This is a genomic window from Pseudomonas phytophila, assembly GCF_025643095.1.
In the GTDB taxonomy this organism is placed as follows: Bacteria; Pseudomonadota; Gammaproteobacteria; order Pseudomonadales; family Pseudomonadaceae; genus Aquipseudomonas; species Aquipseudomonas quasicaspiana.
In genome coordinates, this window is record NZ_CP081201.1 from 1,545,069 (window position 1) to 1,570,139 (window position 25,071).

Annotated in this window: 23 protein-coding genes and 1 pseudogene; 14 read left to right on the plus strand and 10 right to left on the minus strand. The window is 49.2% G+C overall.

Translation table 11 applies throughout. The features are described from left to right. Positions 1 to 21 precede the first annotated feature (21 nt). Positions 22 to 906: a hypothetical protein gene (locus K3169_RS06815; protein ID WP_231677084.1), complete on the plus strand. Its 885-nt coding sequence runs from the start codon at positions 22 to 24 to the stop codon at positions 904 to 906. Positions 907 to 957: 51 nt separating this feature from the next. Here the strand turns inward: K3169_RS06815 and K3169_RS06820 are convergent, their stop codons facing one another. The 4 genes from K3169_RS06820 to K3169_RS06835 all read right to left on the minus strand — a co-directional run bounded on the left by K3169_RS06820 (position 958) and on the right by K3169_RS06835 (position 4,720). After that, complete coding sequence (locus tag K3169_RS06820; protein WP_231677085.1) at positions 958 to 1,617, minus strand: hypothetical protein; 660 nt, start codon at positions 1,615 to 1,617, stop codon at positions 958 to 960. Positions 1,618 to 1,831: 214 nt separating this feature from the next. Continuing rightward, the gene (locus tag K3169_RS06825; protein WP_231677086.1) at positions 1,832 to 2,539 is read right to left on the minus strand and encodes a hypothetical protein; all 708 of its coding nucleotides are present in this window, start codon (positions 2,537 to 2,539) and stop codon (positions 1,832 to 1,834) included. A 220-nt stretch (positions 2,540 to 2,759) separates the two neighbouring features. After that, entirely contained in the window at positions 2,760 to 3,464 is a 705-nt protein-coding gene (locus K3169_RS06830; RefSeq protein WP_231677087.1) for a hypothetical protein, read from the minus strand. 113 nt (positions 3,465 to 3,577) lie between these two features. Continuing rightward, the gene (locus K3169_RS06835; protein ID WP_122808322.1) at positions 3,578 to 4,720 is read right to left on the minus strand and encodes an OpgC domain-containing protein; all 1,143 of its coding nucleotides are present in this window, start codon (positions 4,718 to 4,720) and stop codon (positions 3,578 to 3,580) included. Between the two features lie 302 nt (positions 4,721 to 5,022). On the opposite strand from K3169_RS06835, the gene K3169_RS06840 reads away from it, so the two are divergent. The 3 genes from K3169_RS06840 to K3169_RS06850 are packed head-to-tail and all read left to right on the plus strand — an operon-like array spanning position 5,023 to position 7,888. Beyond that, positions 5,023 to 5,394 (plus strand): GtrA family protein, encoded by a 372-nt coding sequence (locus K3169_RS06840; protein ID WP_099267555.1) that lies wholly within the window; start codon positions 5,023 to 5,025, stop codon positions 5,392 to 5,394. Beyond that, positions 5,391 to 6,344 carry a glycosyltransferase family 2 protein gene (locus K3169_RS06845; RefSeq protein ID WP_263270729.1) on the plus strand — a complete coding sequence of 318 codons (954 nt, stop codon included), beginning with the start codon at positions 5,391 to 5,393 and terminating at the stop codon, positions 6,342 to 6,344. The genes K3169_RS06840 and K3169_RS06845 overlap by 4 nt, the downstream gene beginning before the upstream one ends. 26 nt (positions 6,345 to 6,370) lie before the next feature. Continuing rightward, the gene (locus K3169_RS06850; RefSeq protein ID WP_263270730.1) at positions 6,371 to 7,888 is read left to right on the plus strand and encodes a glucosyltransferase domain-containing protein; all 1,518 of its coding nucleotides are present in this window, start codon (positions 6,371 to 6,373) and stop codon (positions 7,886 to 7,888) included. A 64-nt stretch (positions 7,889 to 7,952) separates the two neighbouring features. On the opposite strand, the pseudogene K3169_RS06855 reads toward K3169_RS06850, so the two are convergent. Further along, positions 7,953 to 8,834: pseudogene (locus tag K3169_RS06855) on the minus strand (glutamate synthase-related protein); the annotation flags it as partial. Positions 8,835 to 9,308: 474 nt separating this feature from the next. Between K3169_RS06855 and K3169_RS06860 the strand changes: the two are divergent. Genes K3169_RS06860 through K3169_RS06875 form a run of 4 tightly spaced genes read left to right on the plus strand, consistent with a single transcriptional unit; the run spans position 9,309 to position 15,571 of the window. Next, entirely contained in the window at positions 9,309 to 11,372 is a 2,064-nt protein-coding gene (locus K3169_RS06860; RefSeq protein ID WP_263270732.1) for a hypothetical protein, read from the plus strand. Between the two features lie 4 nt (positions 11,373 to 11,376). Next, positions 11,377 to 13,407, plus strand: a complete 2,031-nt coding sequence (locus K3169_RS06865) for a site-specific integrase (RefSeq protein ID WP_263270733.1) — start codon at positions 11,377 to 11,379, stop codon at positions 13,405 to 13,407. Then, complete coding sequence (locus K3169_RS06870; RefSeq protein ID WP_187602151.1) at positions 13,404 to 14,330, plus strand: AAA family ATPase; 927 nt, start codon at positions 13,404 to 13,406, stop codon at positions 14,328 to 14,330. Before K3169_RS06865 ends, K3169_RS06870 begins: the two co-directional genes overlap by 4 nt. An 8-nt stretch (positions 14,331 to 14,338) precedes the next feature. Beyond that, complete coding sequence (locus tag K3169_RS06875) at positions 14,339 to 15,571, plus strand: tyrosine-type recombinase/integrase (RefSeq protein WP_187602150.1); 1,233 nt, start codon at positions 14,339 to 14,341, stop codon at positions 15,569 to 15,571. Between the two features lie 47 nt (positions 15,572 to 15,618). On the opposite strand, the gene K3169_RS06880 is transcribed toward K3169_RS06875, so the two are convergent. Then, positions 15,619 to 17,085 (minus strand): RNA-binding domain-containing protein, encoded by a 1,467-nt coding sequence (locus K3169_RS06880; RefSeq protein ID WP_187602149.1) that lies wholly within the window; start codon positions 17,083 to 17,085, stop codon positions 15,619 to 15,621. A gap of 64 nt (positions 17,086 to 17,149) precedes the next feature. Beyond that, positions 17,150 to 18,151 (minus strand): hypothetical protein, encoded by a 1,002-nt coding sequence (locus K3169_RS06885; protein ID WP_187602148.1) that lies wholly within the window; start codon positions 18,149 to 18,151, stop codon positions 17,150 to 17,152. Positions 18,152 to 18,486: 335 nt separating this feature from the next. On the opposite strand from K3169_RS06885, the gene K3169_RS06890 reads away from it, so the two are divergent. From K3169_RS06890 to K3169_RS06910, 5 genes are read left to right on the plus strand one after another with little or no spacing between them, the layout of a single operon-like run. After that, positions 18,487 to 18,837, plus strand: coding sequence for a metalloregulator ArsR/SmtB family transcription factor (locus K3169_RS06890; RefSeq protein ID WP_187602147.1), 351 nt, complete (start codon positions 18,487 to 18,489; stop codon positions 18,835 to 18,837). 22 nt (positions 18,838 to 18,859) lie between these two features. Continuing rightward, positions 18,860 to 20,149, plus strand: a complete 1,290-nt coding sequence (locus K3169_RS06895) for an arsenic transporter (RefSeq protein WP_187602146.1) — start codon at positions 18,860 to 18,862, stop codon at positions 20,147 to 20,149. Positions 20,150 to 20,158: 9 nt separating this feature from the next. Continuing rightward, complete coding sequence (locus K3169_RS06900) at positions 20,159 to 20,629, plus strand: arsenate reductase ArsC (RefSeq protein ID WP_187602145.1); 471 nt, start codon at positions 20,159 to 20,161, stop codon at positions 20,627 to 20,629. Continuing rightward, positions 20,629 to 21,363 (plus strand): arsenical resistance protein ArsH, encoded by a 735-nt coding sequence (gene arsH, locus K3169_RS06905; RefSeq protein ID WP_187602144.1) that lies wholly within the window; start codon positions 20,629 to 20,631, stop codon positions 21,361 to 21,363. Before K3169_RS06900 ends, arsH begins: the two co-directional genes overlap by 1 nt. 19 nt (positions 21,364 to 21,382) lie before the next feature. Beyond that, positions 21,383 to 21,931 carry an arsinothricin resistance N-acetyltransferase ArsN1 family B gene (locus K3169_RS06910; RefSeq protein ID WP_187602143.1) on the plus strand — a complete coding sequence of 183 codons (549 nt, stop codon included), beginning with the start codon at positions 21,383 to 21,385 and terminating at the stop codon, positions 21,929 to 21,931. A 37-nt stretch (positions 21,932 to 21,968) separates the two neighbouring features. On the opposite strand, the gene K3169_RS06915 is transcribed toward K3169_RS06910, so the two are convergent. Then, positions 21,969 to 22,418: an antitoxin Xre/MbcA/ParS toxin-binding domain-containing protein gene (locus K3169_RS06915; protein WP_187602142.1), complete on the minus strand. Its 450-nt coding sequence runs from the start codon at positions 22,416 to 22,418 to the stop codon at positions 21,969 to 21,971. A 14-nt stretch (positions 22,419 to 22,432) separates the two neighbouring features. Further along, on the minus strand, positions 22,433 to 22,867 hold the full coding sequence (locus K3169_RS06920; protein ID WP_187602141.1) for a MerR family transcriptional regulator: 435 nt from the start codon (positions 22,865 to 22,867) through the stop codon (positions 22,433 to 22,435). Between the two features lie 96 nt (positions 22,868 to 22,963). Between K3169_RS06920 and K3169_RS06925 the strand changes: the two genes are divergently transcribed. Further along, positions 22,964 to 23,926 carry an arsenic resistance protein gene (locus K3169_RS06925; RefSeq protein ID WP_263270739.1) on the plus strand — a complete coding sequence of 321 codons (963 nt, stop codon included), beginning with the start codon at positions 22,964 to 22,966 and terminating at the stop codon, positions 23,924 to 23,926. 441 nt (positions 23,927 to 24,367) lie between these two features. Here K3169_RS06925 and K3169_RS06930 read toward each other — a convergent pair whose 3' ends face one another. Further along, complete coding sequence (locus tag K3169_RS06930) at positions 24,368 to 24,682, minus strand: ATP-binding protein (RefSeq protein WP_317633761.1); 315 nt, start codon at positions 24,680 to 24,682, stop codon at positions 24,368 to 24,370. Positions 24,683 to 25,071 lie beyond the last annotated feature (389 nt).

Consider the following 25,071-nt stretch of genomic DNA (forward strand, 5'->3'; position numbering starts at 1 on the left):
GAGTCAATTTAGGAGTTTCAGATGCTTAAAAATAAAAAGCTGCTTTTGGGTATGGTTGTGTCCGCTGTTATTTCTGCGGGGTCTCATTCTGCATGGGCACAAACCGTCCCAGGGGGGAGTGCTACACAAACTGCCTCAGCACTGGTAATGGAAGAGCCAGTATTCAATGTGTTGACGGATAAGGTTCACACTGTTAGCACGCGCTTAAACAGCGCTGTCTCCGAGCACTACTACGGTTTTACCGCTGTGAGAGGGCAGGATGTAATACTGAACCTGCAGAGTCAGCAACATATCAAGGTCGAACGGCATGTAGGCGGGGCATGGACGTTGGTCACCGTTAAAGGTATCAGTGTCCTCAAAAACCTGAAGCCGGGTGAGGAGATCATCATCAGGGTGACGCATATTCAGGCTGCGGCTTTTAATGGTGGGCAATATTCCCTGATATTCGGCTCCTATCCGGTGTTGAAGGATTTTGATCTAAAGCCCGAGGAAAATGTGTTACGGATTCCGTATGGCTATAGCGACCCTGTCTGGCTGCCCGGTCAAGCTCATAAGCAGGCCAAAGCTATGGCGCAATTTACTGACACAACAGGTGCGCCGTTGGAGGGGGCGATCGTAGGTTATGGACTAAAATTCGGCGGGGGCTATCGAAAAGATATAAGTGGGGGCCTTGTGTCGGACGTCGAAGGCAAAGCGTCGGGGCTTGTGGAGATCGGGCCATGCCAAGGCGGGGATCAGGCTAGGGATTTTGTTGATTATAGTCAGGGCTACAATAATACATGGAGGACGAACTATCGTGTAGGCGAATATTATTACTTGAATTTCCTGGCAGGGGGCGACCTTTCTGAGGAATACAAATTCGGACATATTTGTCATCAGCGTCTGATTAGCAGTAGACGATCCTGAGTCCATAGAATAGCGGCCTGTCAGATATTTCTGGCAGGCCGTTTTTCTTAACTATGCATAAGTGTCAAGCAAGGGGCGCGCGCGTTTTTCCGCGTTCTCTAAAATCTGCCTAGTAAATAAACTATCGAGAGATGCCCCCATGCCTCCCCATTTTTTATTAAGTATATCTCCATAATCGACAGTGTTCTGAAAGTTCTCACTATTGAGGTTAAATCTCCCACCAAATCTTTGGGTGTCTTTTTCTACCAATTGGATCAATAGTTTGGAATGCTTGTAGACGTGGTGCTTGATGTCCTTGAATGTATTGATTTCCTCAGTTAGCCAGGATTTATCAGCCTCGCCCAATTTCCCTGAGTCCAATATTTTTATTTTCGAGTTCTCATCCAGCGTGAATCCGAATCCTGCTGAAGCGATATCAGGGCGCAGGTCTCTAAGGCGTTCGTAAAACTCACCGTACTGCCGGCAAATGTCGATTTGCCTGAGTGCAGCGTCAATGGTCAAGCAAGCAAGTTCTAAAACGTCATCTTTGCACTCCGTCGAGACGTGCTCAAGTGAATTTTCGGTTTGCAGAGGCTCTGCCTTATATTTTTGGTGATCTACGACATCGCTATGTTCCGTATTTTTTGTGCGCTCGGCGGAGCGTTCCTGCTCGTTGATGATCGAAGCGGGTGGTTGAAGATGGTTGAGTCTCATTGCGGAGTTGATATTCACGAATGCATCCTTTCAGTAGTTCCATATTTCTTTAACGGCCAGTGAGTAAAAACGTGTACTGAGAAGGTTGTAGGAAACTTTTTGGAGGGGGTTATAGTGAGAGGCTGTTCTCAGATTGACCTTTAACTCCAGACTATCGATAGCGACATATAGACTGCAAAATTATTCACAGAAAAAACTCCTGTCCCGCCTTGCGGCGGGCAGCGTCGTTTCGCTATGCGTACGTATTGATTCGCGGTTCTGACCTCATCGGAGCATGGCTCTTTACCATATATAGAGCTCTTTCATAAAAGTCCCGTTGCGAGGTATTAAGGATATCTCTGTAGTCAATGACCGATTGGAAGTTGTGCCTGTTCAGGTTGTACTTGCCACCAAAGTCCTGGCTGTGATCCACTATCGCCATCAGCGCTTTGGAGTGATCGTGAACAGTATTTCTGAAGTCTTTGAATTTGTTGATTTCGTTGGTCAACCACAGTTTGTCCGCTTCATCTAATGGCTGTCGCCCGTCAAGTATCTTTATGTTTGCGTTTTCGTCGAGTGTGAAGCCATAATTTGTCGAGACAATGTCGGGTCGTAGGTCTTTAATGTATTCGGAGAATTTTTCAAATTTAGAGTTTATTTCGGTCAGTTTTCCGGATGATTCAGAAACAATTTCGAGTAAATACATTCCATCCTTACACATTTCCATAAGTGGATCATCAAAACTTAGCTTTAACCAAGGCGCCTCCTCATAGACGTAATGCTCGACTTCTTCCGCCTTTCCGGAGGCTTTTGCGCCTGGGTCCAGCGCGAGTTTCTCCACGCTATTGGTCTTGCCATCCACCAGGGTGTCCACTTGTGTGGTGGGTATTCCCATATCTTTGAATTTGCCAGGCACCCATGAGCTAAGGTTGCTGACGATCCCTGCAGAATTAATATTCACGATTGCTTCCTCTCAATTGTCTTACCCTTCCTTTAACGACAAGGGGAGTAAAACTTGTCCTGACAAGGTTGTAGGAAATTTCCTGAGGAGATTGTTTTGATACACTGTTCTCATAAATGAGTTTATTTGTTCGTGGTGCCGCGCCTTGAGAATTTTATGACTATTGTCAGAAGAAGAAAGCGAGGGCCCCAAGCATTCCCCGGCGGGCACCTCCGTCATGCTAAGCGTACGTATTGATTCGCGGTTCTGACCTCATGGGTGTATAGCTGCTCACCATTTTTAAAGATCTGCCATGAAAGTCACGGTTTGAGGTGTTAAGGATGTCCCTGTAGTCAATGGTCGTTTGAAAGTTATGCCTGTTCAAGTTGTACTTGCCGAAATCCCTTCTGTGATCCACGAGCGCCATCAGCGCTTTGGAGTGGGCATGGACCGAACTTCTGAAATCTTTAAACTTGTTAATTTCGTCGGTCAACCACAGTTTGTCCGCCTCACTTAATGGCTGTCGTCCGTCCAGTATCTTGATGTTTGCGTTTTCGTCCAGGGTGAAACTGTAGTTTGTCGAGAAAATGTCTGGTCGGAGGTCGTTAAGGCGCTTGGAGAATTCTTTAAATGATGAATTTATCTTGTCAAGTTTGTGGGATGATTCTAAGGTTATATTGATTAGGTATATCCCTTCCTTACACAGTTCCATAACGGGATCATCAAACTTTAGCTTTAGCCATGGCGCTTCCTCATAGACGTAATGCTCAATTTCTTCCACCTTCTGGGACGCTTTTGCGGCTGTGTGCAGTGCGAATTTCTCCACGCTATCCGTCTTGCCAACCACCAGGGTGTCCACCTCTGTGATCGGCTTTTCAATACCCCTGACCTTACCAGGCACCACCGAATAAAGGTTGCTGACGCTCGCTGCAGAATTGATTTCCAAAATGACTTCCTCTTGAGTTTCCTTACCTCTTTCTTAGCGGCCAATTAAGGAAAAACTTGGCCTGATAAAGGTGTAGGAAACTTCTGAGAGGAGGCCTTATTGTGACGCTGGTCTCAAACTGCGACCGCATTTGCTGGTTTTGGTCGGCCGAGGCGTTTGTTCAGGTCAAGCCAGGCGGCCATCAGCATCATCAGCCCGAGGCCGAGGAGGGCAGTGCAGACTTGCATTGGCCAGGTATCACCGGCCAGTGCGTTGATCATGTCGGCCATTGGCGCGAGCAAGACGCCCAGGCAGAAGATCTCCAGCGAGTAGCGCCCCATGCGGCAGGCTTGTTGCGCGGGCCAGCTTTGCACCCATGTGTTTTGTGCGGGTAACAGTTTGGCGACGCAATACGCCAAGGCCAGAAAGTGCAGCAAACGCAGTGGACCCAGATCGGTCTTGTTGATCGGGTAGAGCCCATCGGCGACGAACTGCGGCATCAGGACCGGATGCAGTACCGGGAATTTCCACGAGAATGCCATGACCGCCGCAACTAACAGATACATCGCAGAGATCATGAACAGTGGCTGTCTGGTCAGAGGCCGCGGTTCGATATCGGTTGAGGGTTTAGCTTCGGAAGTCAGTGCACACGCGCCGCCAAGTACGAACAATAATTGCCAGGCCACCGGGTTGAAGTACCAGACGCCACCGCCTTCATATGCCGAAATATTCCAGCCCAGCAGGGGCACCATCAGATACAGCCCAATCGACAAACCTACCGTCAGGGTCATGTTGCGCAACATCATTGGCAGAATAAGCGGCAAGGCCAGCAATAGCAGGATGTAGAGCGGAAGCGGGTCGGTCAGGTTGGGCTTGAAGCGCAATAGCAGTTGATCGGCCAAGGCTTGCTGCGGGTCAGCGACAAAATGTTGCAGGCCCATTTCCTGAATCATGTCGCGGGTTTCTACGTAATGATTGGCAACGAAAACAATGCCCATCAGCAGCGTCAGTAGAAAGATGTGCACGACATAGAGCACCCAGGTGCGACGCAGAATTCGTACGGTGGAAACAACAAAGCCGTCACGTCGGGCAATACGGCCGTAGGCAAGGATGGCAGCGTAACCCGCCAGGAAGACGAAAATTTCCGCAGCGTCACTGAAGCCGAAGTTGCGTACGGTCAATTGGGCAAGGGGGTTGTCAGGCACGTGATCCCAAAAAATGAAGATCAGCGCCAGGCCCCGAAAGAAGTCGATGCGCAGGTCGCGTCCGTTAGTCATAACGGTAGGCTCTTTAATGTTGTAAGGGATAAAGATCAGCCGCGAGGGCTCTAGGTTCCGCGCCGCCGGTCACTCAAGGTGGCCTAGCTTGTCCGGCGGCGCGGCAGGGTGGAGGATTTTCAGTGCAAATGCAAAGGCAGGCTAATTACAGAATGTCTCGATACCGTCAGGTGCCTGGAGAGGGCCTCCGACCATTGGTCATACGCCATTGATGGTGGTGACCTTTAATTAGTTTGTCATCCAGTGGTGCTGTCGGTTGTCAGGGAAGCCGGTAAGTGATGTGAAGCCAGGGTGATGCCCGCATGACACCTGATCTAAGAGGATTTTCACGCTATCTGTTGATAGGCATCTGCAACACTGTTATCCATTGGACGGTGTTTCTTGTCTTGTGCCTGGGTTGGTTCGCCCCTCAATCTTTGGGCAATCTGGTCGGCTTTGTTGTAGCTGCTTCTTTCTCGTTTTACGCCAATGCTCTTTATACCTTCAGCGCTCGATTGTCATGGTCGGGCTATCTGCTTTTCATGTTCTTCATGGGGGCGATGAGCTTTATTGTTGGCCATATATCGGATGGGCAAGGGACACCTCTGCTGGTGACGCTTGTTGTTTCTTCAGGGCTTAGCTTGAGCCTTGGCTATTGCTGCTCCAGGTATCTGATTTTCAGGAGGCACCCTTGAAAATCTCCCTGATAGCGCCGGTTTTCAACGAAGCGTTGGCTATTCCACTATTTTACCAAGCTGTCAGGCAGGAACCCTGGTTGCACGGAAACACCGTGCAGATTGTCTTTATCAATGACGGCAGCACCGATCAAACCGAACAGGTAGTTCGGGCACTGATTGCGGGTGATGACGAAGTGCTGCTGATAAACCTGTCCCGGAACTTTGGCAAAGAAGCCGCCCTTCTCGCTGGCCTCGAATACGCCAGTGGCGATGCCGCCATTCCAATAGACGTCGATTTGCAGGACCCGATCAGCGTTATTCCACGCATGGTCATTGAGTGGCAAAGAGGAGCCGATGTGGTGTTGGCCAGGCGCCAGGACCGCTCGGTTGACAGTCGTTTGAAACGTTACGCGGCCGCGTTTTTTTATCGACTCATGAATGTCATTGGTAGTACACGGATTGAAGCAAACGTAGGTGACTTCCGCCTGATGGATCGCAAGGTCGTGGACGTTATAAAAGCACTGCCGGAGCATGAATTGTTCATGAAAGGATTACTTTCCTGGGCGGGTTTTCATACCGTGATTGTTGACTATGAAAGAGCCGCCAGGGTTGCCGGGCAGACGAAATTCAATGCCCGCAAACTTTGGCATCTGGCCCTGGATGGCGTTACTTCTTTCAGCACCGTACCGCTCCGGATATGGACCTATGTGGGCTGTACGCTTTCGTTATTTGCGGTGTGCTACGGGTTTTACCGTGCGGTGGACTGGTTGATGTGGGGTAGCGATATTCCTGACTATTGGCCGCTGATGACGGCCTTGTTATTTTTTAGCGGTATTCAACTAATCGGGATTGGTGTTTTAGGAGAGTATGTGGGGCGTATCTACATGGAAGCCAAGCACAGGCCGCGCTATGTGGTGGAGAGTATTGCAGGACTTCCGGGCAACTCTTCAGCGAACTATAGTGATTGAGGAAGTTCTTTGCGAGGGACCGAGGCGTGAACGGATTTATTCGTAGAGATTTGAGCGGTCAAGAAGTCTTCAGGTTCTACTTGCTTGCTGTCAGTCTGTTTGTTTTTCCGATCGTTCAAGTGGACTATCTTTTTTTTGATGATAATTTTCGCTCTCTGCTAGAGGGCGATGAACTTTGGCGGGATGCTGGAAGGGTAGTGGTTCAGCTGTTTTACAATGCACTAAGCTTTTCCTCGGTAACACCTAATGTATTTCCTCTGGCCCATTTTATTGCAATACCTGTGGTGGCCTCTGCGTTGCAGGTGATTACTCAATATTATTTTGCGCCGTGCAAGCTCGCTGACTGCCTGGTGGTTTTGCCATTATTTTTCAGTCCCACTATTTTGGGTATATTAATTTACCAATACGACGGTCCCGCCGTCATGCTAGGGATGGCCACTGTTCTCTATGCTCACGCCTACCGGTCCGAGTGGCGAGGGCACGCGTGGTTGGGCCCCGCCGTCCTGATCGCAGTTTCTCTGTCTTTTTATCAGGTGTTGTTAAACGTCTTGCTAGGTCTTTATTGTGTTGAAGTTACCGTGAATATCGCACGTGGATCGTCGTTCGGAGGTGTGGCCAGATTACTGGCGAGGCGTGTCATTCACGTCGTGTTGGGGGGGCTCATTTACGGGTTAACTGCCTTGCAGTTCTTGAATACCTGGCGGTCACCATTGCTACCTTTAGACACACACTGGCCTACCGTCATATGGGCGCGCTTCAGCCAAGCTGTCGAAAGCCTTTTATTATTTGTTAATTCGGGTAATCGTTGGCTGGTTATTGTGTTCTCAACGTGTGCGTTCCTCGGCTATTTGAAAGGAGCGACAGAGGTATACAAGCGTGGAGAGTCAGCCATCGAAACAGGCGCATTGTTAGGGCTCTATGTGATGATTGTCCCGGTGATGGCAGGACTTGTTGTGGGATGTGTTCCGTTGTTTTGGGTGTATGAACCCAGTGCGCGAGTTCTGCTGGGATTGGCACCTGTGATATTTTTTGTCTTCTTCTTCAGTCACCGGTTTTTGAGCGCTCTGAGCAAGAAAGCAGCATGGCTACTGGCGATCCCCCTATTCTGCATGTTGTCGTTTTCATTCATGTATGGCCGGATTCTCATGACCCAGAAAGAGCTTGAGAGCAGTATTCTGTACTCGTTGGCATACGATATTCACTCACGATTAGAGCTGAGAAGTGTCGGAGTGATCTATCTGGTCGATGCTGACACCTCCCCGGTGCGCCGTCCTGCCAGTCTGCCTGTTGCAGTAAAGAATCCCGCATTGAATTATGTCGGTGGCGGGTGGCACCCAGAAGGGGAGCACTATCTTGTCATGCCATCTCAATTTCCATACGTGGGAATAACAAACGTAATAGGTATGTCGTCTTCTGATTTCGAGAAGATTATCGATAAGCAGCGATTGGTGAATCATGGACTTTATGACATCTATCTTTCCGGTAGAAATGCCTATATCCAGATGAAAAAAATGAATACATTTTCAGAACCAGAGCCCCGTTAGTCATAAGATAAACCTGCCACAGATCAATATCGCCAAGGCAGGTCTTATCACTTGACTCATTCTGCTAAGCCACCGCATTAGGCTCAAAACTGTCAGCCCGCGCCATCTGCCACATCGTGGAATAGAAGCTTCCATCCACTTCGCCATTCAATAACTGCCCCGGCTCGAGGAACACATGGGACTGGGAAAACAGTTTGATTTCAGTGGCCGACATCCGCCGTACCAGATGTTTGGCCTCCAGTTGCGAAGGATGATCCAGGCCCGCAGCCGCGAGCATTTCGGCCAGCCCCTTTAGCGTATTGCGATGAAAGTTGAAGACCCGCTCGGCTTTGTCCGGCACCACCAGTGCGCGCTGGCGCAGGGCGTCTTGAGTCGCAACGCCGGTGGGGCATTTGTTGGTGTGGCAGCTTTGCGACTGAATGCAGCCGATGGCGAACATGAAGCCCCGAGCGGAGTTGGCCCAGTCTGCGCCGATGGCCAACACGCTGGCGATATCGAAGGCGCTGACAATCTTGCCGCTGGCACCCAGTTTGATTTTGTCTCGCAGATTCAGGCCCACAAGGGTGTTGTGCACGAACAACAAGCCTTCGCGCATCGGGACGCCCATGTGGTCAGTGAACTCCACCGGCGCAGCGCCGGTGCCGCCTTCGGTACCATCGATCACGATAAAGTCAGGGAGAATGCCGGTGTCCAGCATGGCTTTGGCAATGCCCATGAACTCCCATGGATGCCCCAGGCAGAACTTGAAGCCCACGGGTTTGCCGCCCGAGAGTTCACGCAGTTGAGCGATGAACTGCATCAGTTCACCAGGCGTGGAGAACGCGCTGTGGCGTGACGGTGAAACGCAGTCCTCGCCCATGAGGATGCCGCGGGTTTCGGCGATTTCCTTGGTGACCTTGTGTTTGGGCAGGATGCCGCCGTGGCCCGGCTTGGCACCCTGGCTCAAAAAGTTAGATTTCTGAAAGTGTTGACCTTAGGAGCGCTTACCAGCTCATAGGGGTTGCTACGTGGTCACGTTGTATCAGCCCTAAGATTTATAACTGCCTGTGTCAGTTTAACTACATGAGTCTTGAATATTTTGAATGTATAGTTTCTAAACCTCGGCGCAGAGGAATACCTATATATAATAAGCCACTAAGTTTAGCCGGTGATGTGGGGGAGTTATGATCAAATGCCTGAATTATCAAGGCCAAAGGATTGATCGGTACGTCAGCTGAATAAACTGTGGCGGGAGCTTTCAAAACATGATCTAGTTGGAGGCTATACGGTGCTATTGAGAGGTATTTTATAATGTGGTCCGAACTTAATTATCAAGATGGGAAAGCCATTTCAAAATCTACTGAAACGGGCTAAAAATTCAGGAAGGGACTTCACTCGAAGTCGACACCGACTAAAAGAGAAAAAATTCGAAACCCGTTATATGGGAGGTATGATTGTGGGTCGCCGGCGAGTTCAGGTAGATATTGACCAAGAATTGTTGATTGCAAAAACGCAGCAACGGTTTGATTTTACCGACGATGATGGTCTATACCCGTTTTCCAGTGCTTTCAAATGGCGTCCTCAGAAAGGCAAAGCTCAAGGTACGCTGGTTTCTCTGACAATTGATGCCGAAGCTGCGACTAAGATGGAATTAAAATCCAAATCTTATAATTCGGCTAGGTTCTTTTATTCTGAGTTCAAAGAACAATACCCATGGGCAGTGAGAAGCCTCGGACGGGGTTTGAAAACTATATGCTTGAGTAGGCGCGTTTCGCACTCAGAAGGCTCCTACACACGGAATAGCATAAGTGTTTTTTTAGAGTTTTGCAGGCGTGAAGGTGTGGAGCTGAACAGCTTCGAGGATTTAAATTTTCAACTGCTATGTAGCTGGCGAAGTGAGCTACGTTTGGATAATAGAAAAAGTAGTTATAAGGCTGCCCTTTTCAGACGCTTTTGCAAGGTGCTTGAATTGCTGATGGGCACATCTGAATACCCTGTGAGGTTTTCAGTTCCAGTGATGAGATTCGATACATCAGAACCACTGCCGCCTTATAGTGACGCGGTGATGTATCAGTTAATTGCAGCTGCCGCCACAGATGTCGATAATATAATTGCTGGTGCAGCAGAGTTTGAAAAACTTGCTCTTGGTATTTCAAATAATCAACCGCCAAGACGGGTTGTGAAAAAATACGATTGGAAAGAGATCGTATCCGATTTCATGCAAGGCGGATGCAATATCAGGAATGCGGTAGAAAACTCTATATCTCCAGATGATAAAAGCAGAAAGAAACTCACGCTTAAAAGCCTTTATATGTTTAAACAGTGCCCGGATGAATTTCAAGAGTTTTTTGAAAAAGTGAGTCTGGTTGCTCGCCAAAAAAATGGAGAGTTAGCTGCATTGCGAAGGTTAGATGAAAAGCAGATTCCTAGTCGTGATTCTTTGTTTCCATTTTTTCTGTTTTTTTTAATAAACTCTGGAGCTAATAAAGAGACCGCGTGCAGCTGGAAACGTCGATATAAAATAGGCTCTAGTTATATTTCTCCTCTTGACTGGAAAGACCCGTTTGACGATTCGAGGTGTCGGCTTAGAGGAATAAAGTATCGAGGGAAAAGTAACTTACACATTGGTGTCGAAGATACTTGGATACAGATCGCTGAAGAGGGAATGTATCCGATGCTTAAATTTTTACTTTGGTATACCGAGCCGGTATCTAAATTGGCAGATTTTGAGTTGCGGGATCATCTCTGGTTGTACATGGAGAATAATAAAAAGGGCGTTTATGATTATGATGAGCACGATTCTTTTGGAGTTGCATCCCAATCTTTCTTGAATCGCCATGAAATTTGGGATGTTCAATTTGACGATGACGGAGGCTTACTTAAAGCGAGAGTAACATCGCTAGATAGCAGGCGTTTTCGAAAGGTCTTCACTGCTAAGGAACTTCTCAAAACAATTAAAGAATCGCAAAACTTCCAAGAGTTGGCGAGCCAGCTACAGAGCGCAATGCATCATGCAAATTTTGATACTACGTTAGCGAGTTACATGTCTATTGGAAAGTCGAAAGATATTCTTGATATCGGAATTTTCACCTTGCAAACTCAAATGGTGGAGGAAGCGCGTAAGTTTCGAGGGGTTAGGGTCGAATACTCGGATTTATCCGGCCGGGCTGGACTATACACCGCGTGTGCTGATCCCACTCATCCGGATCACGAATGGGCAATTATCGAGACTGGATCGGAATGCGGCGAATACGATATGTGTCTCGGATGCTCTCAAAGTCGGGTATTCAGTGTCCATCTTCCTCGAATTGCAATGCGTATCCTTCAGTATGAAGTCTTTAAAAAATCAATGCCTATCGAATATTGGGATGCCGAGTTTGGTCGTAAAACTGCTCGTGCCTATGACGTGCTGAGTGGATGGTCAAATAAGAAAGAGCTAGAGCTAGCGTGGCAGCAAGCGCGTGAAGGGACCATTTTTCTGCCAGAGATAATCGTTCGTGGGTGAGCATATGGATTCTAAGTCATCATCATTCGAAGTTACAGAAATTGCCGTTGATCAACTCAATGTTGTGGAAGTTCGTTGGAATGATCTCGATAAGACTGCACAGTACTACGCGCCGCGTAAAGTCTCTCAAATCAGCAAATTTGAGGACGATATTTGGGATTTTCGCAGAGAGGGAGTAGGGCGCTTACACTTTGATTCAATGATAGGAAAGAGCGGGAGGCGTTATTTTCCTGCAAAACTTTTACTAAAGTTAATAGCTTTTGTTCTTCTGGGATTTAATGCGAGATTCGAAAGGTCTTGTAGAACAGTCCATAATATTTTATTAGGCGGCAAGCAGTTCGTACACTGGCTGATAAATCAAGGTTATTTGCACAGTGTAAATGAAAATGGATATTTCAAACTACCTTGCGAACTCTATACTGAGGAGTTGAATTCATTCTTTGTCGAGGTCGGAGCATCGACATGGCATGAGAATACAAAAGCTGAAAAGGTAAGATTTCTTTCAGAGTGGTGGGGAATATCCTGCCAAAGTGATTATTTGCCAAGTTGTCTAAGATTAACGTCTGATCCGTTTGGTGGAAATAGAGTCAGTGATATTTTCGCTAAAGATGACTTGACTGAACAGACCTTAGGTTCTGACAATGATGAGGAAGAAGTTGGAGGGTGGCTGCCCATTCCTTTAGAATTTGCCTTTCCAATAGCCAGAACAGCGGTTGAATATATCGAGAAATACGCATCGCCGTTAATTAAATTCTATGAGGTCGTTTACGAAGGTATTGTCAGCGTCAAGCGCAGCAATACGGTAACTCGCGGTCGTATATTGAAAGAGTGTGAAGCGAGAGGTATCACGCTTGATGAATTAGGAAAGGATTTACCCTTTCCCTTAAAATTTGAGCATTATGCACCGCCATCAGACTCGTCAAGGTTTACTTATCGTTTAGATCGGAGAGTTGCAGAAAAGGCTTTTTCATATATAAAACGAGCGGCTGTTATAATTATTCTGTTTACAACTGGCATGCGTGCTCGTGAGCTGAGAAATTTAAAAGTCGGATGCTGTACATTAGATCACCGCATTGGAGTAGAAAATTTCTACCGCCTAAGTGTCACCATACAGAAAACCAGCATGGAGTATTACTCTGGACAGGTAGTGTCAATTCCTGTGCCGGAAATAACTTATCGTGCTGTAAAACTTTTGGAGAGCTTGGGGCGTGGAACTCGACGTGGTAGCATACTTATTGCCCCTCTTCATAGTAATGAGAAAACGGACCATGTAACGGAGCCGGTTTGCCATCAGTCAATAATTAATTACGTTCAGAGTTTTTGTGAGGAAAGTGGAATAGATTATCTCCCGCACCCCCACCAGTTTAGGAAAACAATTGCTGGTTGGTTTGCTATGAACAGTCCAGTTTTAGGGCCTTTACTCGTCATGACTCTTTTTTCCCACAAAAATATCAGCATGACTGAGATGTACTTCAGAAATAATCCTCTCATAAAGTCTGCTCGTGAAGATGTGCTGGTGGAACAATCCCTTAAACTGGTTAAAAGTATTAGCCGTGCGGCAGTTTCGGGGAAGCTGGCAGGAGTATCCGGAGATCGAATTAAAGAAGGTGTAAGATCAGAACCACTATTCCAAGGGTTAACTGGAGACCGTCTAGGGGCAAAGATCGAAGAATATCTACGCGAACGAGCGTTATACGGGTCGATGCATTTTTTACTCACTCCACTATCAATCTGCATGTTCAATCCTGACGATAATGATGAGAAACCGTGTACTAAATTGATCGCGAGCACCGCAGGCGGCAGAGATGATTTCGCTTCAATTGGACTCCCACTTACAAGCGCATGTGTAGGCGCTAAGTGTGATCATTGTCTACTGACAGAGTGCCAATCTGAAAAGCTAGAGCAATCTCTTGAGTTTTATCGTGAGCTTATAGAAGGGGCAGTTGCCGATGATTATTCCAAGAACCTTCATCTTATAAGTACTGCGCGCAACTTTGTAGTGGATTATGCGCCGCTACTAGAGCAGATCAGATGAACGACAGCTGGCTAAAGCTTACGCGTGCCGAGCATGCTCTGGAACAGCTTCGTTCCGAATGTTTGCGCAGTGGAAAGAAAATGGCAGTGTCTCAGTTAGCAAAGATGTCTGGCGCAGACCGGAAGTATTTTTACGGCCATCTCAATACGCCTAACGCCGAGCTGCGCCTGCGTTGGAAGAGGTTGAGTGATGAGGTCAAAAAATTTAACCAGTCTTTCCTCTCTTCAGCTCAGGCTGCTGAGGTAGATCAGCTATCAATCAAAGACAAACTACGTAACGCTTTGATTGAAAATTACAGTCTTGTAGAAAGCGCGAGCCGACTAAACTTAATCAAGAAACGTTTAGAGGACCATTTGACCCAAGCGAGAGAAAAAAATGAAGCTCTGGAGCATCGTATTCAGTTGCTAGAAGCTCGGCTGCATGAGGCGCCAGTGATGAACCGGCCGGTCGTGCCGTTCCTCCATAATCCAGTAGTTGTGTCGCCAGACAGCCTTGCTTTAGGGGGAGATTCGTTGAGTAGGGCTAAGGCATGGGTTAAGGCGGTCAGTGAGCTAAAAATACTATTGGCTAGGCCATTGGACAAAAATCTATACATTACTATTGGTATTCCAGGTAGCGGGAAGACGACTTGGACTTCTGCTGTACAGCCCTCTCAGCGTCTGTCGCTAATATTTGATGCCTGTAGTCTTACGAAATCAGATCGATATGAAGTTTTGGAGGCCGCTAAACATTGCAATAATGTGCGTTGTATTGCGGTGGTGTTTATAGTGCCGCTAGTGACAGCTCTTGATAGAAACAGGCAAAGAATGGAGAGTAGTCGCGTCCCAGAAGCGAAAATTATGGATATGTACGCGTCTATTGAATATCCAGGGTTGTTCGATATTGTTGAGTTGTTTGATGAGATTATACTCGTTCGATCATAGGGGGCGGGATGTATTTAGAGTTTGTTCTTACAGATGACGGTTTCATAATTCCTCACGTTGGAGGAAAGCTCGCCTTCCCCTTAGTTGATTTTTTAATTTATCAGTCTAGCACCCCAATGAAAAGAGGCGGCGTTCGAGAAATCGAGACACTTAAAAATATATACAATCATATGAAAATTTGGTTTGATTATTGTGCAGATCTTGGGCTTGGGTATGACATGGTTACCTATGAAGTACATTTAGTAGCTCTTCACAGATCGCTCAAGGAGCGTCGAGTAATATCAGAGTCTTACAATGTTTATTATCGATCTTGGAGAAGCTTCTATGATTGGTGTGACTCGGAAGGCATTCCCCATTTAATGCGTTTTCCAGCGAAACATACCATTGGCCAGCGTTTGAGTTCTGGTAGTGGGAATGGTTTTAAATCACAATCTGTTTTGAAAATAGAGATAGATCCAGGATTGGATATCACTAATCAAATTTCTGACTACAAGGAAAAGATATTAAGCGATGAGGATTTTAAAGCGCTATCTGATGAGTTAAATAGGCAGGATCCTGTTTTCAAGTACATAGCCTATATGATGGTGACTACTGGACTAAGAGTGGGTGGAGTGGTACAAATTCCAATCGGTGCCAATGTTCTTAATCCAAAGTGGCTCCGTTATCCGGATCTCCAAGAAAAAAATTTAAAATTTCAGAAGCTTACTTATATCCCTAAAGGTGGTAAGCGTAAACTTAAGTGTCTAGTGCTCACTGAAGCGTTAGGTGTGGTTCATGATGAGTATATTACTCAATGCAGACCAAGAAGGGCTGAACTATTTAAAGAAAAAAATGGCAAGCTAGAAGTGGCTCCGTTATGGATTAATGCAAATGGCAAGGAAGTATATAGGCATGATATTTGGGCCGCGTTCCGCGTAGCGTCAAAGGTACTGGGTCGACGTATAACGCCACATTTTTTACGGCATACTTATGCTTCTTATGTGGTGTACTACTATTTTAAGGTTAATGGGTTGACGCCTAACTTAGCGTATACTCATGATATTCATGAACAATTGAGAATTCAACTGGGACACTGTGACGTGGAGACTACGAAAATGTATATTCGTACAGTCATCAGTGTCAAGATGGAGGCTTGGTTACCGTTATTGACTCCACACGTTAAGCAGTTCGTAGATGCGCATCTACCATCGGAAGTATTGGCTATGGTGACACGCTTTTTTGAATCGGATGGTGATTTCTAGGTCTACTTCACTTTCGACTTTGCTAGCGATCATAACACGCTGTGCGACTATGAGAGATCTTCGTCTTGCCTTGGGCATGGGGTCACAGACTCAACCAAGTCATCGCGAGTGGCAAAACCGCACTCGTACTGGATGTATTCAAAATCAGCGTCGATATCCCTGTTACCTATAGACATAGTGCGGGTGAACGAGTGTCTACTAGCGACCGGAGAATCACATGTCGGACAGATAAGGTCGGTCTCTCTTAGCATTTGCCATGCTGATGAAACGCTATCACGTAATTCTGATAGTTCTCCTTGCTTTCTTGCGAGTTCGTCCGCTGCACGGTCACCCTGTTTTTCGAGCCTTCTAATTTCGTCTATGGCAATATGTGCTCTTTGAGTAACGACTCTGAGTAGGTCGTCGGCAGTGCTATAGCGAGCACAGATGTGAACGAACAACTGATGCCCTTTAATAGCTGATGTTGAAGTTCCGTGGCGGATCCAGGTTTCACCGCTTTGTGTAAAATACATCTCGTTAGGCCTGCCGCTGGGTATGCTGATCTCTACAACAAACCTATCCTTTACTTCAGTACCAACGCTAATGAGTGGCCTGAGTTTAATTTCTGCGGCGCTTTGAGGGACGTTAGGAGTAATCGTCAAAATGGCGGCAGCGACTTTTCTGAACAACAGATCTCGGTCATCACGGTCCAACGGCACTCCTTCGGCGACACCATTGTCGGTGACGCCAAAGAGAATGCGTCCCCCTTTGTTATTGAGAAAGCCTATGAGGTATTTAGGTAGCTGTTGCTCAATGGCCTTGCATGGATTGCCCGAAGACACTGCCTTGAATTCAAGAGTCTCAGATTCTTCCTCATTAAGCGTTTCCATTAGTCTGAAGGACAATGAATTAAACTGTGAAAGTGACCTGTCAAACTCATCTGAAATTGGCTGTTGTTCGGAAGTGTAATATCCAGCTTTGATTAGTTTAGTATAATCAATTGTGAAAAGTTCATCGTCAGAATATATCTCGCAAAGTAAACGTTCAAAGTGATGGCCTAGAATCCAAATGTTCTGAGATGGCAAGAGCCATTCAGAACTGCTGCCCTGAATGAAATCCAGCATCGCACTAGAATAGTCGTCGAGGTCAAACTGTGCCATATAGTCGTAGCCATTTCGATCACGACATCTCCATTGCTGCACCAACTCTATAAGCATCTCTACGGTGATTGCGCACCCATAGTCGAGGAAGCTTCGGCATTGAGCCGCATTGTCGTCCCTCAGTTCTCCATAGCCCTTCTTGAGGACGGTAACGATCTCATCACGAACATGACTGAGCGAATATCCTAGAGCTTCGAGTCTGCGGCGAAGCTCGCGAACGGTGATTTGGTAGGCCCGACGAAAATCAGAATCCCCTATTTCACCGATTGCGATCAAATCTGATGCATTAAACAGCAGAGCCTGGTGGTCTCCGACGTGCTTCGGGGTGCCTCCAATATACGTTCCTCCGATCTTCACTTCGCTTTCAGTCGCCATCGCTTTCCCCGTGGTTGATCTATAAATTCTTTAGCAGTGAGCGTGATATCAACGACTACCAAGTTTAGAACGGTATATCGATGTCCATCGGATTAAGCTTTACTGGTTGGCTGCCGGATTTTTTCGGCAAGGCTAGATTCGTAACCGTGTAGAGGTTAAGGAGATCATCCCTGTCCATGAACATAATCTGAGATCGTTTCGCCGCGTCCAACTTGTTCCCGATCCAGTTTCGCGCTTGCTTGGTGATCTCGCCTCCGGCCACGATGAAAGCATGGTCGACGAGCACACGTTTGCTAATCTCAGAGTCGAAAATTTCATGGCCAAGCATCATGTGTACTTGATTGTGAATTTCGGCAATATTGGCGGAGCCTGCCTTGCCAACGCCAGCAGAATCGAGCTTGCCTTTTTTTACCTGGATGCCGAAATAGAGGACGTGAAGCGTGGGCAAGGTGTATTTCATCCAAATATCTTTGCCGTACTCCAGTGCTTTGTCTTTGTGACCGGCTGCCGTGATTCGGTGGAACCCAAGCTGGCGGAACAATGGGAGCAGCACCTCCTCTATCAACTCGTCTTCGGAGCATCTATCGAGATATGTAGTAAGTTGTTCCTTACGTACCAGCTCTGAGGATGTCAGAGGGCGATGGGGGTTCGTTGTCTGGGCAACCGTATTCGTAGCTATGTGACGCAGATGCCCCGTTGTTGACTCGTCATAAAAGGCCTCCCAGCCTTCGCGTGCTAAGACTGTGTTGAGCTTCGAAAGCGCCTTTGAACGTGTTGGATCACTTGGTTGAGCATCAGCACTATCTAACAATAGTCGGATGATCCGTATGAAGGCATCCGGGGGAACCGTAGGGCTTGCCTGCGGCTGATTCAACACCTCGACCAGTCGATCCGCCACCCATGACCATCGAGTCGAACCGTCATGGACGAAATCCAAATCGCAGTCCTCGAAAAACTCGGTCAGGTAGCTGCTTGACCTGTACCGAAAATAGCTAACGCCATCCGGTGATGGATCTCCGCAGACCAAATGCGCTAATTCCCTGAGATTTCTGTTCTTCCATTTCATATTGGAAAATTACCTAGCATCTGACCACCGAATTCCATAGCTGTTGACCAGTTGATTGCATTCGCGCTGACCACTCAATTGCATTCGACCTGACCAGCTATCCTGCCTTTACGCTTAGCGTACTGAATCCCAAATGGCGTTCAGCGAGCATCCATTCGAACATCAAACCTCCGTCCGCGTGCTGAGGCTAATGCTAACCCCTCCGTGTCTTTGCCCCGTGGTCGACCGTTGAGTATTGATCCCCATCGCTCATCCCGTCATAGACATTTGTGCAAGCGGGCTGAATGTGGTTACATCTTCATATTCGATTATCCACATATGCAGAGCGGTTGCTTATGAGCCTGGCACCATACACCTTCTTCAAATGCCTTGGAGACGAAACCCGCGTTCGGATCATGCTCATGCTTTCGGCCGAAGGTGAGTTGTGCGTATGCGAGTTGATCTGGGCACTGGATGACAACCAGTCAAAGGTTTCGCGGCACCTGGCCCAGCTGCGTGCCTGCGGGTTACTCGCGGATCGCAGGCAGGGTCAGTGGGTTTACTACCGCCTGCATCCCGAGCTTGAACAATGGGCACTGGATGTTCTGAACGTCACTACGCAAGCCCACCAGTCCTGGGTTCACGACCATCAAGGACGGCTGGCTTCCATGAAAGACAGACCCGTGCGCCAATCCTCCTGCTGCTGACCTTCTGATTCGGAACATACCCATGCTCATCGCTGCGTCAATTTTCGTAGTTACGCTCGTCTTTGTTATCTGGCAACCCAAGGGGTTAGGTGTCGGCTGGAGCGCGGCTGCGGGTGCCGTTCTGGCACTACTGACAGGCGTCGTGAGTCTGGGGGATGTGCCGGTTGTGTGGCACATCGTCTGGAACGCGACCGCGACCTTCATTGCAGTGATCATTATCAGTTTGCTGCTTGATGAAGCGGGCTTTTTCAAATGGGCAGCGCTGCATGTTGCTCGCTGGGGCGGTGGGAAAGGCGGACGGCTTTTTGCACTCATGATCCTGCTCGGTGCAGCGGTTTCAGCGCTGTTCGCTAACGATGGCGCAGCGCTGATCCTGACACCTATCGTTATAGCGATGTTGACGGCGCTTCGTTTCAGCCCGGCATCCACCTTGGCATTCGTTATGGCAGCCGGCTTCATCGCCGATACCGCCAGTCTGCCCATGGTGGTGTCCAACCTGGTCAACATTGTTTCGGCTGACTTTTTCGGCGTCGGTTTCGGTGAGTACGCCTCGGTGATGTGGCCAGTGAACCTGGTGGCGGTTGCTGCGACGCTGTTCATGCTCTGGATGTTCTATCGCAAGGACGTTCCCGCCCAGTACGATGCGAATCAACTTGAGGCGCCTGAGTCGGTGATTCGTGATCGGGCGACCTTGATTGCGGGCTGGTGGGTACTTGGCCTGCTGCTAGTTGGTCTGTTCGCACTGGAGCCGTTAGGTATCCCCATCAGCGCCGTTGCTGCTGCGTGTGCATTGATCCTCCTGGTCATCGCCGGAAAAGGCCACATCATCTCCACCCGAAACGTCATCAAACACGCGCCCTGGCAAATCGTCGTGTTCTCGCTGGGGATGTATCTGGTGGTCTACGGCCTGCGCAATGCTGGGCTCACCGACTCGCTCGCGGCGCTACTGAACATATTTGCTGAGCATGGTGTGTGGGCCGCTACTTTGGGCACGGGTATCACCGCTGCGCTGCTGTCCTCGATCATGAACAACATGCCGAGTGTGCTTATCGGCGCTCTGTCCATTCAGGGCAGCGACGCTACGGGGCTGGTGCGTGAAGCCATGATCTACGCCAATGTCATCGGTTGCGATCTCGGCCCAAAGATCACACCAATCGGAAGTCTGGCCACGTTGCTGTGGCTGCATGTGCTAGCGCAGAAAAATATCCGCATCACCTGGGGCTACTACTTCAAAGTTGGCAGCATCCTCACCCTTCCTATCTTGCTGGTAACGCTGGTGGCACTGGCGTTGCGGCTGAGCATCCCTGCCTAGGAGACACCCATGAAAGTGCTATTTATGTGTACGGCAAACAGCTGTCGGAGCGTTCTCTCGGAGGGGTTGTTCAACCACCTAGCCCCGAGCGGTTTTACCGCCGTCAGTTCGGGCAGCTTCCCAAGCGGACAACTGAATCCACGCGCCGTGAGTACGTTGCAGGCGCTGGGTATCGACACCACAGATCTCTACAGCAAAGGCTCAGAGGTGTTTTCGGACTCACCACCGGATGTGGTGATCACCGTGTGCGATAAGGCTGGAGGCGAACCCTGCCCGGTCTATTTCGGGCCTGCTGTCAAAAGCCACTGGGGCCTTGCCGACCCTTCTGATGTAGAAGGAACGGACAGCGACATCCAGGCCGCATTTGACGCGACAGTCGTCAAGATCAAAGATCGTTTCGCAGCATTTTTCAGTCTGGATCATTCGACGCTTACACCACAGGAACTGAAGCGCGAGCTAGATCGAATAGGTGAACTGTAATGGACGAATTTCCCTCGGAAAGCAGTCTGGATCTTCCAAGTTTGGATCTATCACTGGTTGATATCCCCACACTGGATCTGCTTCAGGGGCACGATCAACCAGCCCACAAGCCGCGTATTTTGTTGTTGTATGGTTCGACCCGTGAGCGCTCTTTCAGCAGGCTACTGACCCAGGAGGCCGCGCGCATCCTGACCCTAATGGGAGCCGAGGCCGTTATTTTTGATCCCTCGGGCCTGCCTCTCCCTGATGACGCTCCGGAAGACCATCCAAAGGTCAAAGAGCTGCGGGATCTGGTTCTGTGGTCAGAGGGACAGGTGTGGTGTTCGCCAGAGCGTCACGGTGCAATGTCTGCTGTATTCAAAGCCCAGATCGACTGGATTCCTCTCACGATGGGCGCTGTCCGGCCTAGCCAGGGCAAGACGCTCGCCGTCATGCAGGTCTGCGGTGGATCACAGTCCTTTAACACGGTAAACCAGCTGCGGATCCTCGGGCGCTGGATGCGGATGATCACCGTCCCAAACCAGTCGTCAGTACCCAAAGCCTTCCTGGAGTTCGACGACGCAGGGCGTATGAAGCCATCTGCCTACTACGACCGTGTGGTGGACGTGATGGAGGAACTGATGAAGTTCACGCTGATGGTTCGGGGCCGGGAAACGTATCTGGTAGACCGCTACTCGGAGCGCAAGGAAAGCGCCGAGTCACTCTCGAAACGAGTGAATCAAAGATCGATTTGAGCGACCAAGGGGATAGAGGATGAGCAACACCACAGTAAGGATTGCGCAGATTTCGGACGCTCAAGCCATCCAGGCAATTTACGCACCGATGGTTGAGCGCACCGCGATTTCGTTTGAGCTTGAGCCGCCTACAGTCGAAGAGATGGCCAAGCGGATTGGGTCGACTTTGCCGAGTTACCCGTATCTGGTAGCGGAGCGAGACGGCCAGGTCATCGGCTATGCATATGCCAGTCAGCACCGGGCTCGTGAGGCCTATCGCTGGTCGGTCGACGTTACCGTTTATATATCGCCAGAAGCGCGCCGTAGCGGCGTCGGTCGGGCACTGTATGACGTGTTGCTGCCGACGTTGAAGAGGCAAGGATTTCACGCAGCCTATGCCGGGATCGCTCTGCCCAATGATGGCAGCGTAGGTCTGCACGAAGCACTAGGCTTTGCTCACATGGGGACGTATCCAGAAGTAGGATTCAAGCATGGCGCTTGGCATGATGTTGGATATTGGCGTATCGCGCTGGATTCAACGAATCCGCCAAAACTGCCCGTGCTTTTCAGTGAGATCAGTCTCTTCTGAATGAGCCACGACCAGCAGATCAAGTGCGCTTGACCCCTCAAAAAGAAACCCCCTCAGCTAGCTGGAACAGCATCTCTTCAACCTGGCGAGTTCCAACGGTGCTGGTAAGCATCGATAGTGGGCTTTTACCCGAGAAGCGTTCTTTCGGTTTGGTTAGCCAACGCACCGCTTTATCTGCGTCACCGAAGAATGCCTCGGCCATGGCCGTAATGTGCGCGAACCGGTAAAGCCGGTCACTTTCATGGGCCGTGAGGCGCTGTCCTCGCTCCACCCTTGTTTTGAGCGTCTTCAGGGTGACAATCTGGTTTCGCTCTCTCGGTTTTAAATTGGCAGCATCGCAGAAGCCCCAGACAGCCTCAGCAGGGAAACCCAGCTCAATCAGCTCATGGGTGCGCTGATCAGATGCGTCTTCAGGTATTTGGAGAAATACATGCAGGCGGGCCCTGTACGCAATTCGCGTTGTTTCGCGGCGGTTTTCCGTAAGCATGCGTCACCTCGGGGTTAAGAGCAGCAACCTGATCGAGTTCCAGCGGCAGGCTCGAACAATGACTCAACAATCGTGCAATCTGAAGTGGTTGACCCCAGACATACAGACTCACAGGTGCCAGCCATCGAGAGCAGCTCTGTCCGGATCTGTTGAAGCTTGGCAACCTTCTGTTCTACTTGCGCCAAGTGCTTCTTTACGACCGACAATGCATCCGCGCAGGGGCTATTAGGATCTGCCGCAAGAGCAATCAGTTCGCGGATATCGTCCAGTGGAAAGCCTAGTTCACGGTTCTGCCGGATGAAGATAAGCCTTGATCGGTGCTTCTCAGTGTAGATCCTGTGCCTGCCCGTCGACCTTAGCGCCGGGGGGAGCAAGCCGATTTTCTCGTAGTACCGAATCGTTTCAATATGGCAACCCGTGGATTTGGACAGCGCACCGATTCCTGACATGCGAAATTCTCCCCAAGCATTTTCTTGAACCTGTAGTAGCTACAGATATTACCCTGCTCACTTCGAAAATGACTCAATGAGCTTTAAGGGCATCGCGTGGACAGAGAACAGCTAGAACGAAACCAGATATCAGTCTACTTCGCTGCCGTAATAGTCGCCGCCATTGGAGGGCTGCTCTCACCCGTCGCGTCCCAAGCGTTGGGCGTGCTGGTGACACCGGCCATCGCAGTGCTGATGTACGCCATGTTCCTTCAGATTCCGTTTCTGGATCTACGTGAGGGAATTGCGAACAAGCGCTTCATGGCGGCTCTTCTATCGGCCAACTTCATCCTGATTCCGTTACTGGTTTGGGCGCTGACCATGGGGCTGACGGATCACCCGGCTATTCTGGTGGGAGCCTTGCTGGTGTTGCTGACACCGTGCATCGATTACGTCGTCGTGTTCACACACATCGGCAAGGGTGACTCCAAGCTGACGTTAGCCGCCACGCCTGTACTGCTGTTGCTCCAGCTAGTGCTATTACCGGTCTACCTAGCCTTTATGCTAGGTAGTGACTCAACCGTAGTGATCTCCATCGGCCCATTTGTTGAGGCCTTTCTAGTCCTGATCGTTTTACCTTTGCTGTTAGCCGTGGCAACTGCTGCCGGAGTGAAGAAATCACGCATCGTGGAAGGCTGGAACAGCGCCTGGGCCTGGATGCCTGTTCCAGCGATGGCGGCAGTATTGATCGTAGTGATCGGCTCTCAGATTGGGGCTGTGGTACGGGACATGGACAAGCTGTTGCCCGTCATTCCTGTCTACATTGGCTTCATGCTTCTGGCACCGCTGGTAGGTGCGTTGGCGGCACGGATCTTTAAATTGCCAGCTATCACGGCCAGATCAGTGGCGTTCAGCAGCTCGACACGTAATTCGCTGGTGGTTCTGCCTCTGGCCCTGGCTTTGCCCGAGGAGATTAGAGGACTCGCGGCGGCGGCAGTCATTACCCAAACGCTAATTGAGTTGCTCAGTGAGCTAATCTACATCCGCGTGATCCCCGCCTTTGTTTGGCGCAAGGCGTAAATATTTCACAATTAGGTGCAGACACGTGCCCACCACTTCCTCGCATACGGAGACTGAAGCTTGAGCATCGATAAAACGACCAGGTTGATTACCACTCGTAGCTAGGTGAATGCCAACCTCTTGCTGAAAGCGGGTTGGACGCTCTTGCTTGTCGCGGATCGGCGCGAAGGAGAGTATCAATGGTTCGACTACCAATTAGGTTGTCAGCACCCAGAAGAGCCTCCAGAGATCAGGTTCACCGGCGCTGAGGGTGGCCCTGACCCATTCTGAGACTCGTGGTGCGAGCATTGCACGTCGCACTCGTGCAATGCCGCGCACCATCAGTCATTCAGAGCTGATTTCGGCAGCTAAAACAATCGATGGCACCGCACTGACACCTGTTTGCATTCCCACTGACCAGTTGCATTCGACTTTACCAGTCCCAGCTTTGTGAGGCACCGCTCAGGTGCGTTTGCGGCTTTTGACTCTGCGCATCGACTCACCTTTCAACTCGATGGTATGGGACTTATGGACAATTCGGTCAAGAATTGCATCTGCGATTGTCGGATCAGCGAACAAGTCGTACCACTTGTCCTGCGGATACTGGCTGGTGATCAGGAGCGACCCGTTTTGAGACTGCTGATCGATAACCTCAAGCAAAAAAGGCCCTAGTTGAGCATCTATTCCACCGATACCCAGATCATCAATAATCAGCAGCTCTGCACGGATTAGCTGACGCCGCAGCTTAAGCAGGTACTGAACGTCATTAGGTTGAATTCAGCGTGACCTCTGTCGTATCGGCGCAATGCCATAGGTCGGGGTGAGAGGTTTTCTCGGAAAAGCGACGTTTGAGTGGCCACAAAGTTGATCTAGATGCACATGACTCGACTCAGGCAAATCTGGTCAAGTCGAATGCAATTGAGTGGTCAGTGCGGAATGCAATCGACTGGTCAACAGGAATGGAAATGACTGGTCAAATCGAATGCAAACGGGTGGTCAAGTGAATGCAATTACACACATATGGCTGACTCGAAAGGCATACGGCGCTAGGTTAGCGAGGCCGTCTCTTCGCTGCCATAGAGGATAGTGCTACTAACGAGTATTCACTCGGTAATCGTATTGGTTGCTTTTTTGAATTGACAGATGATGGGCTAGCGCGTGCTCTA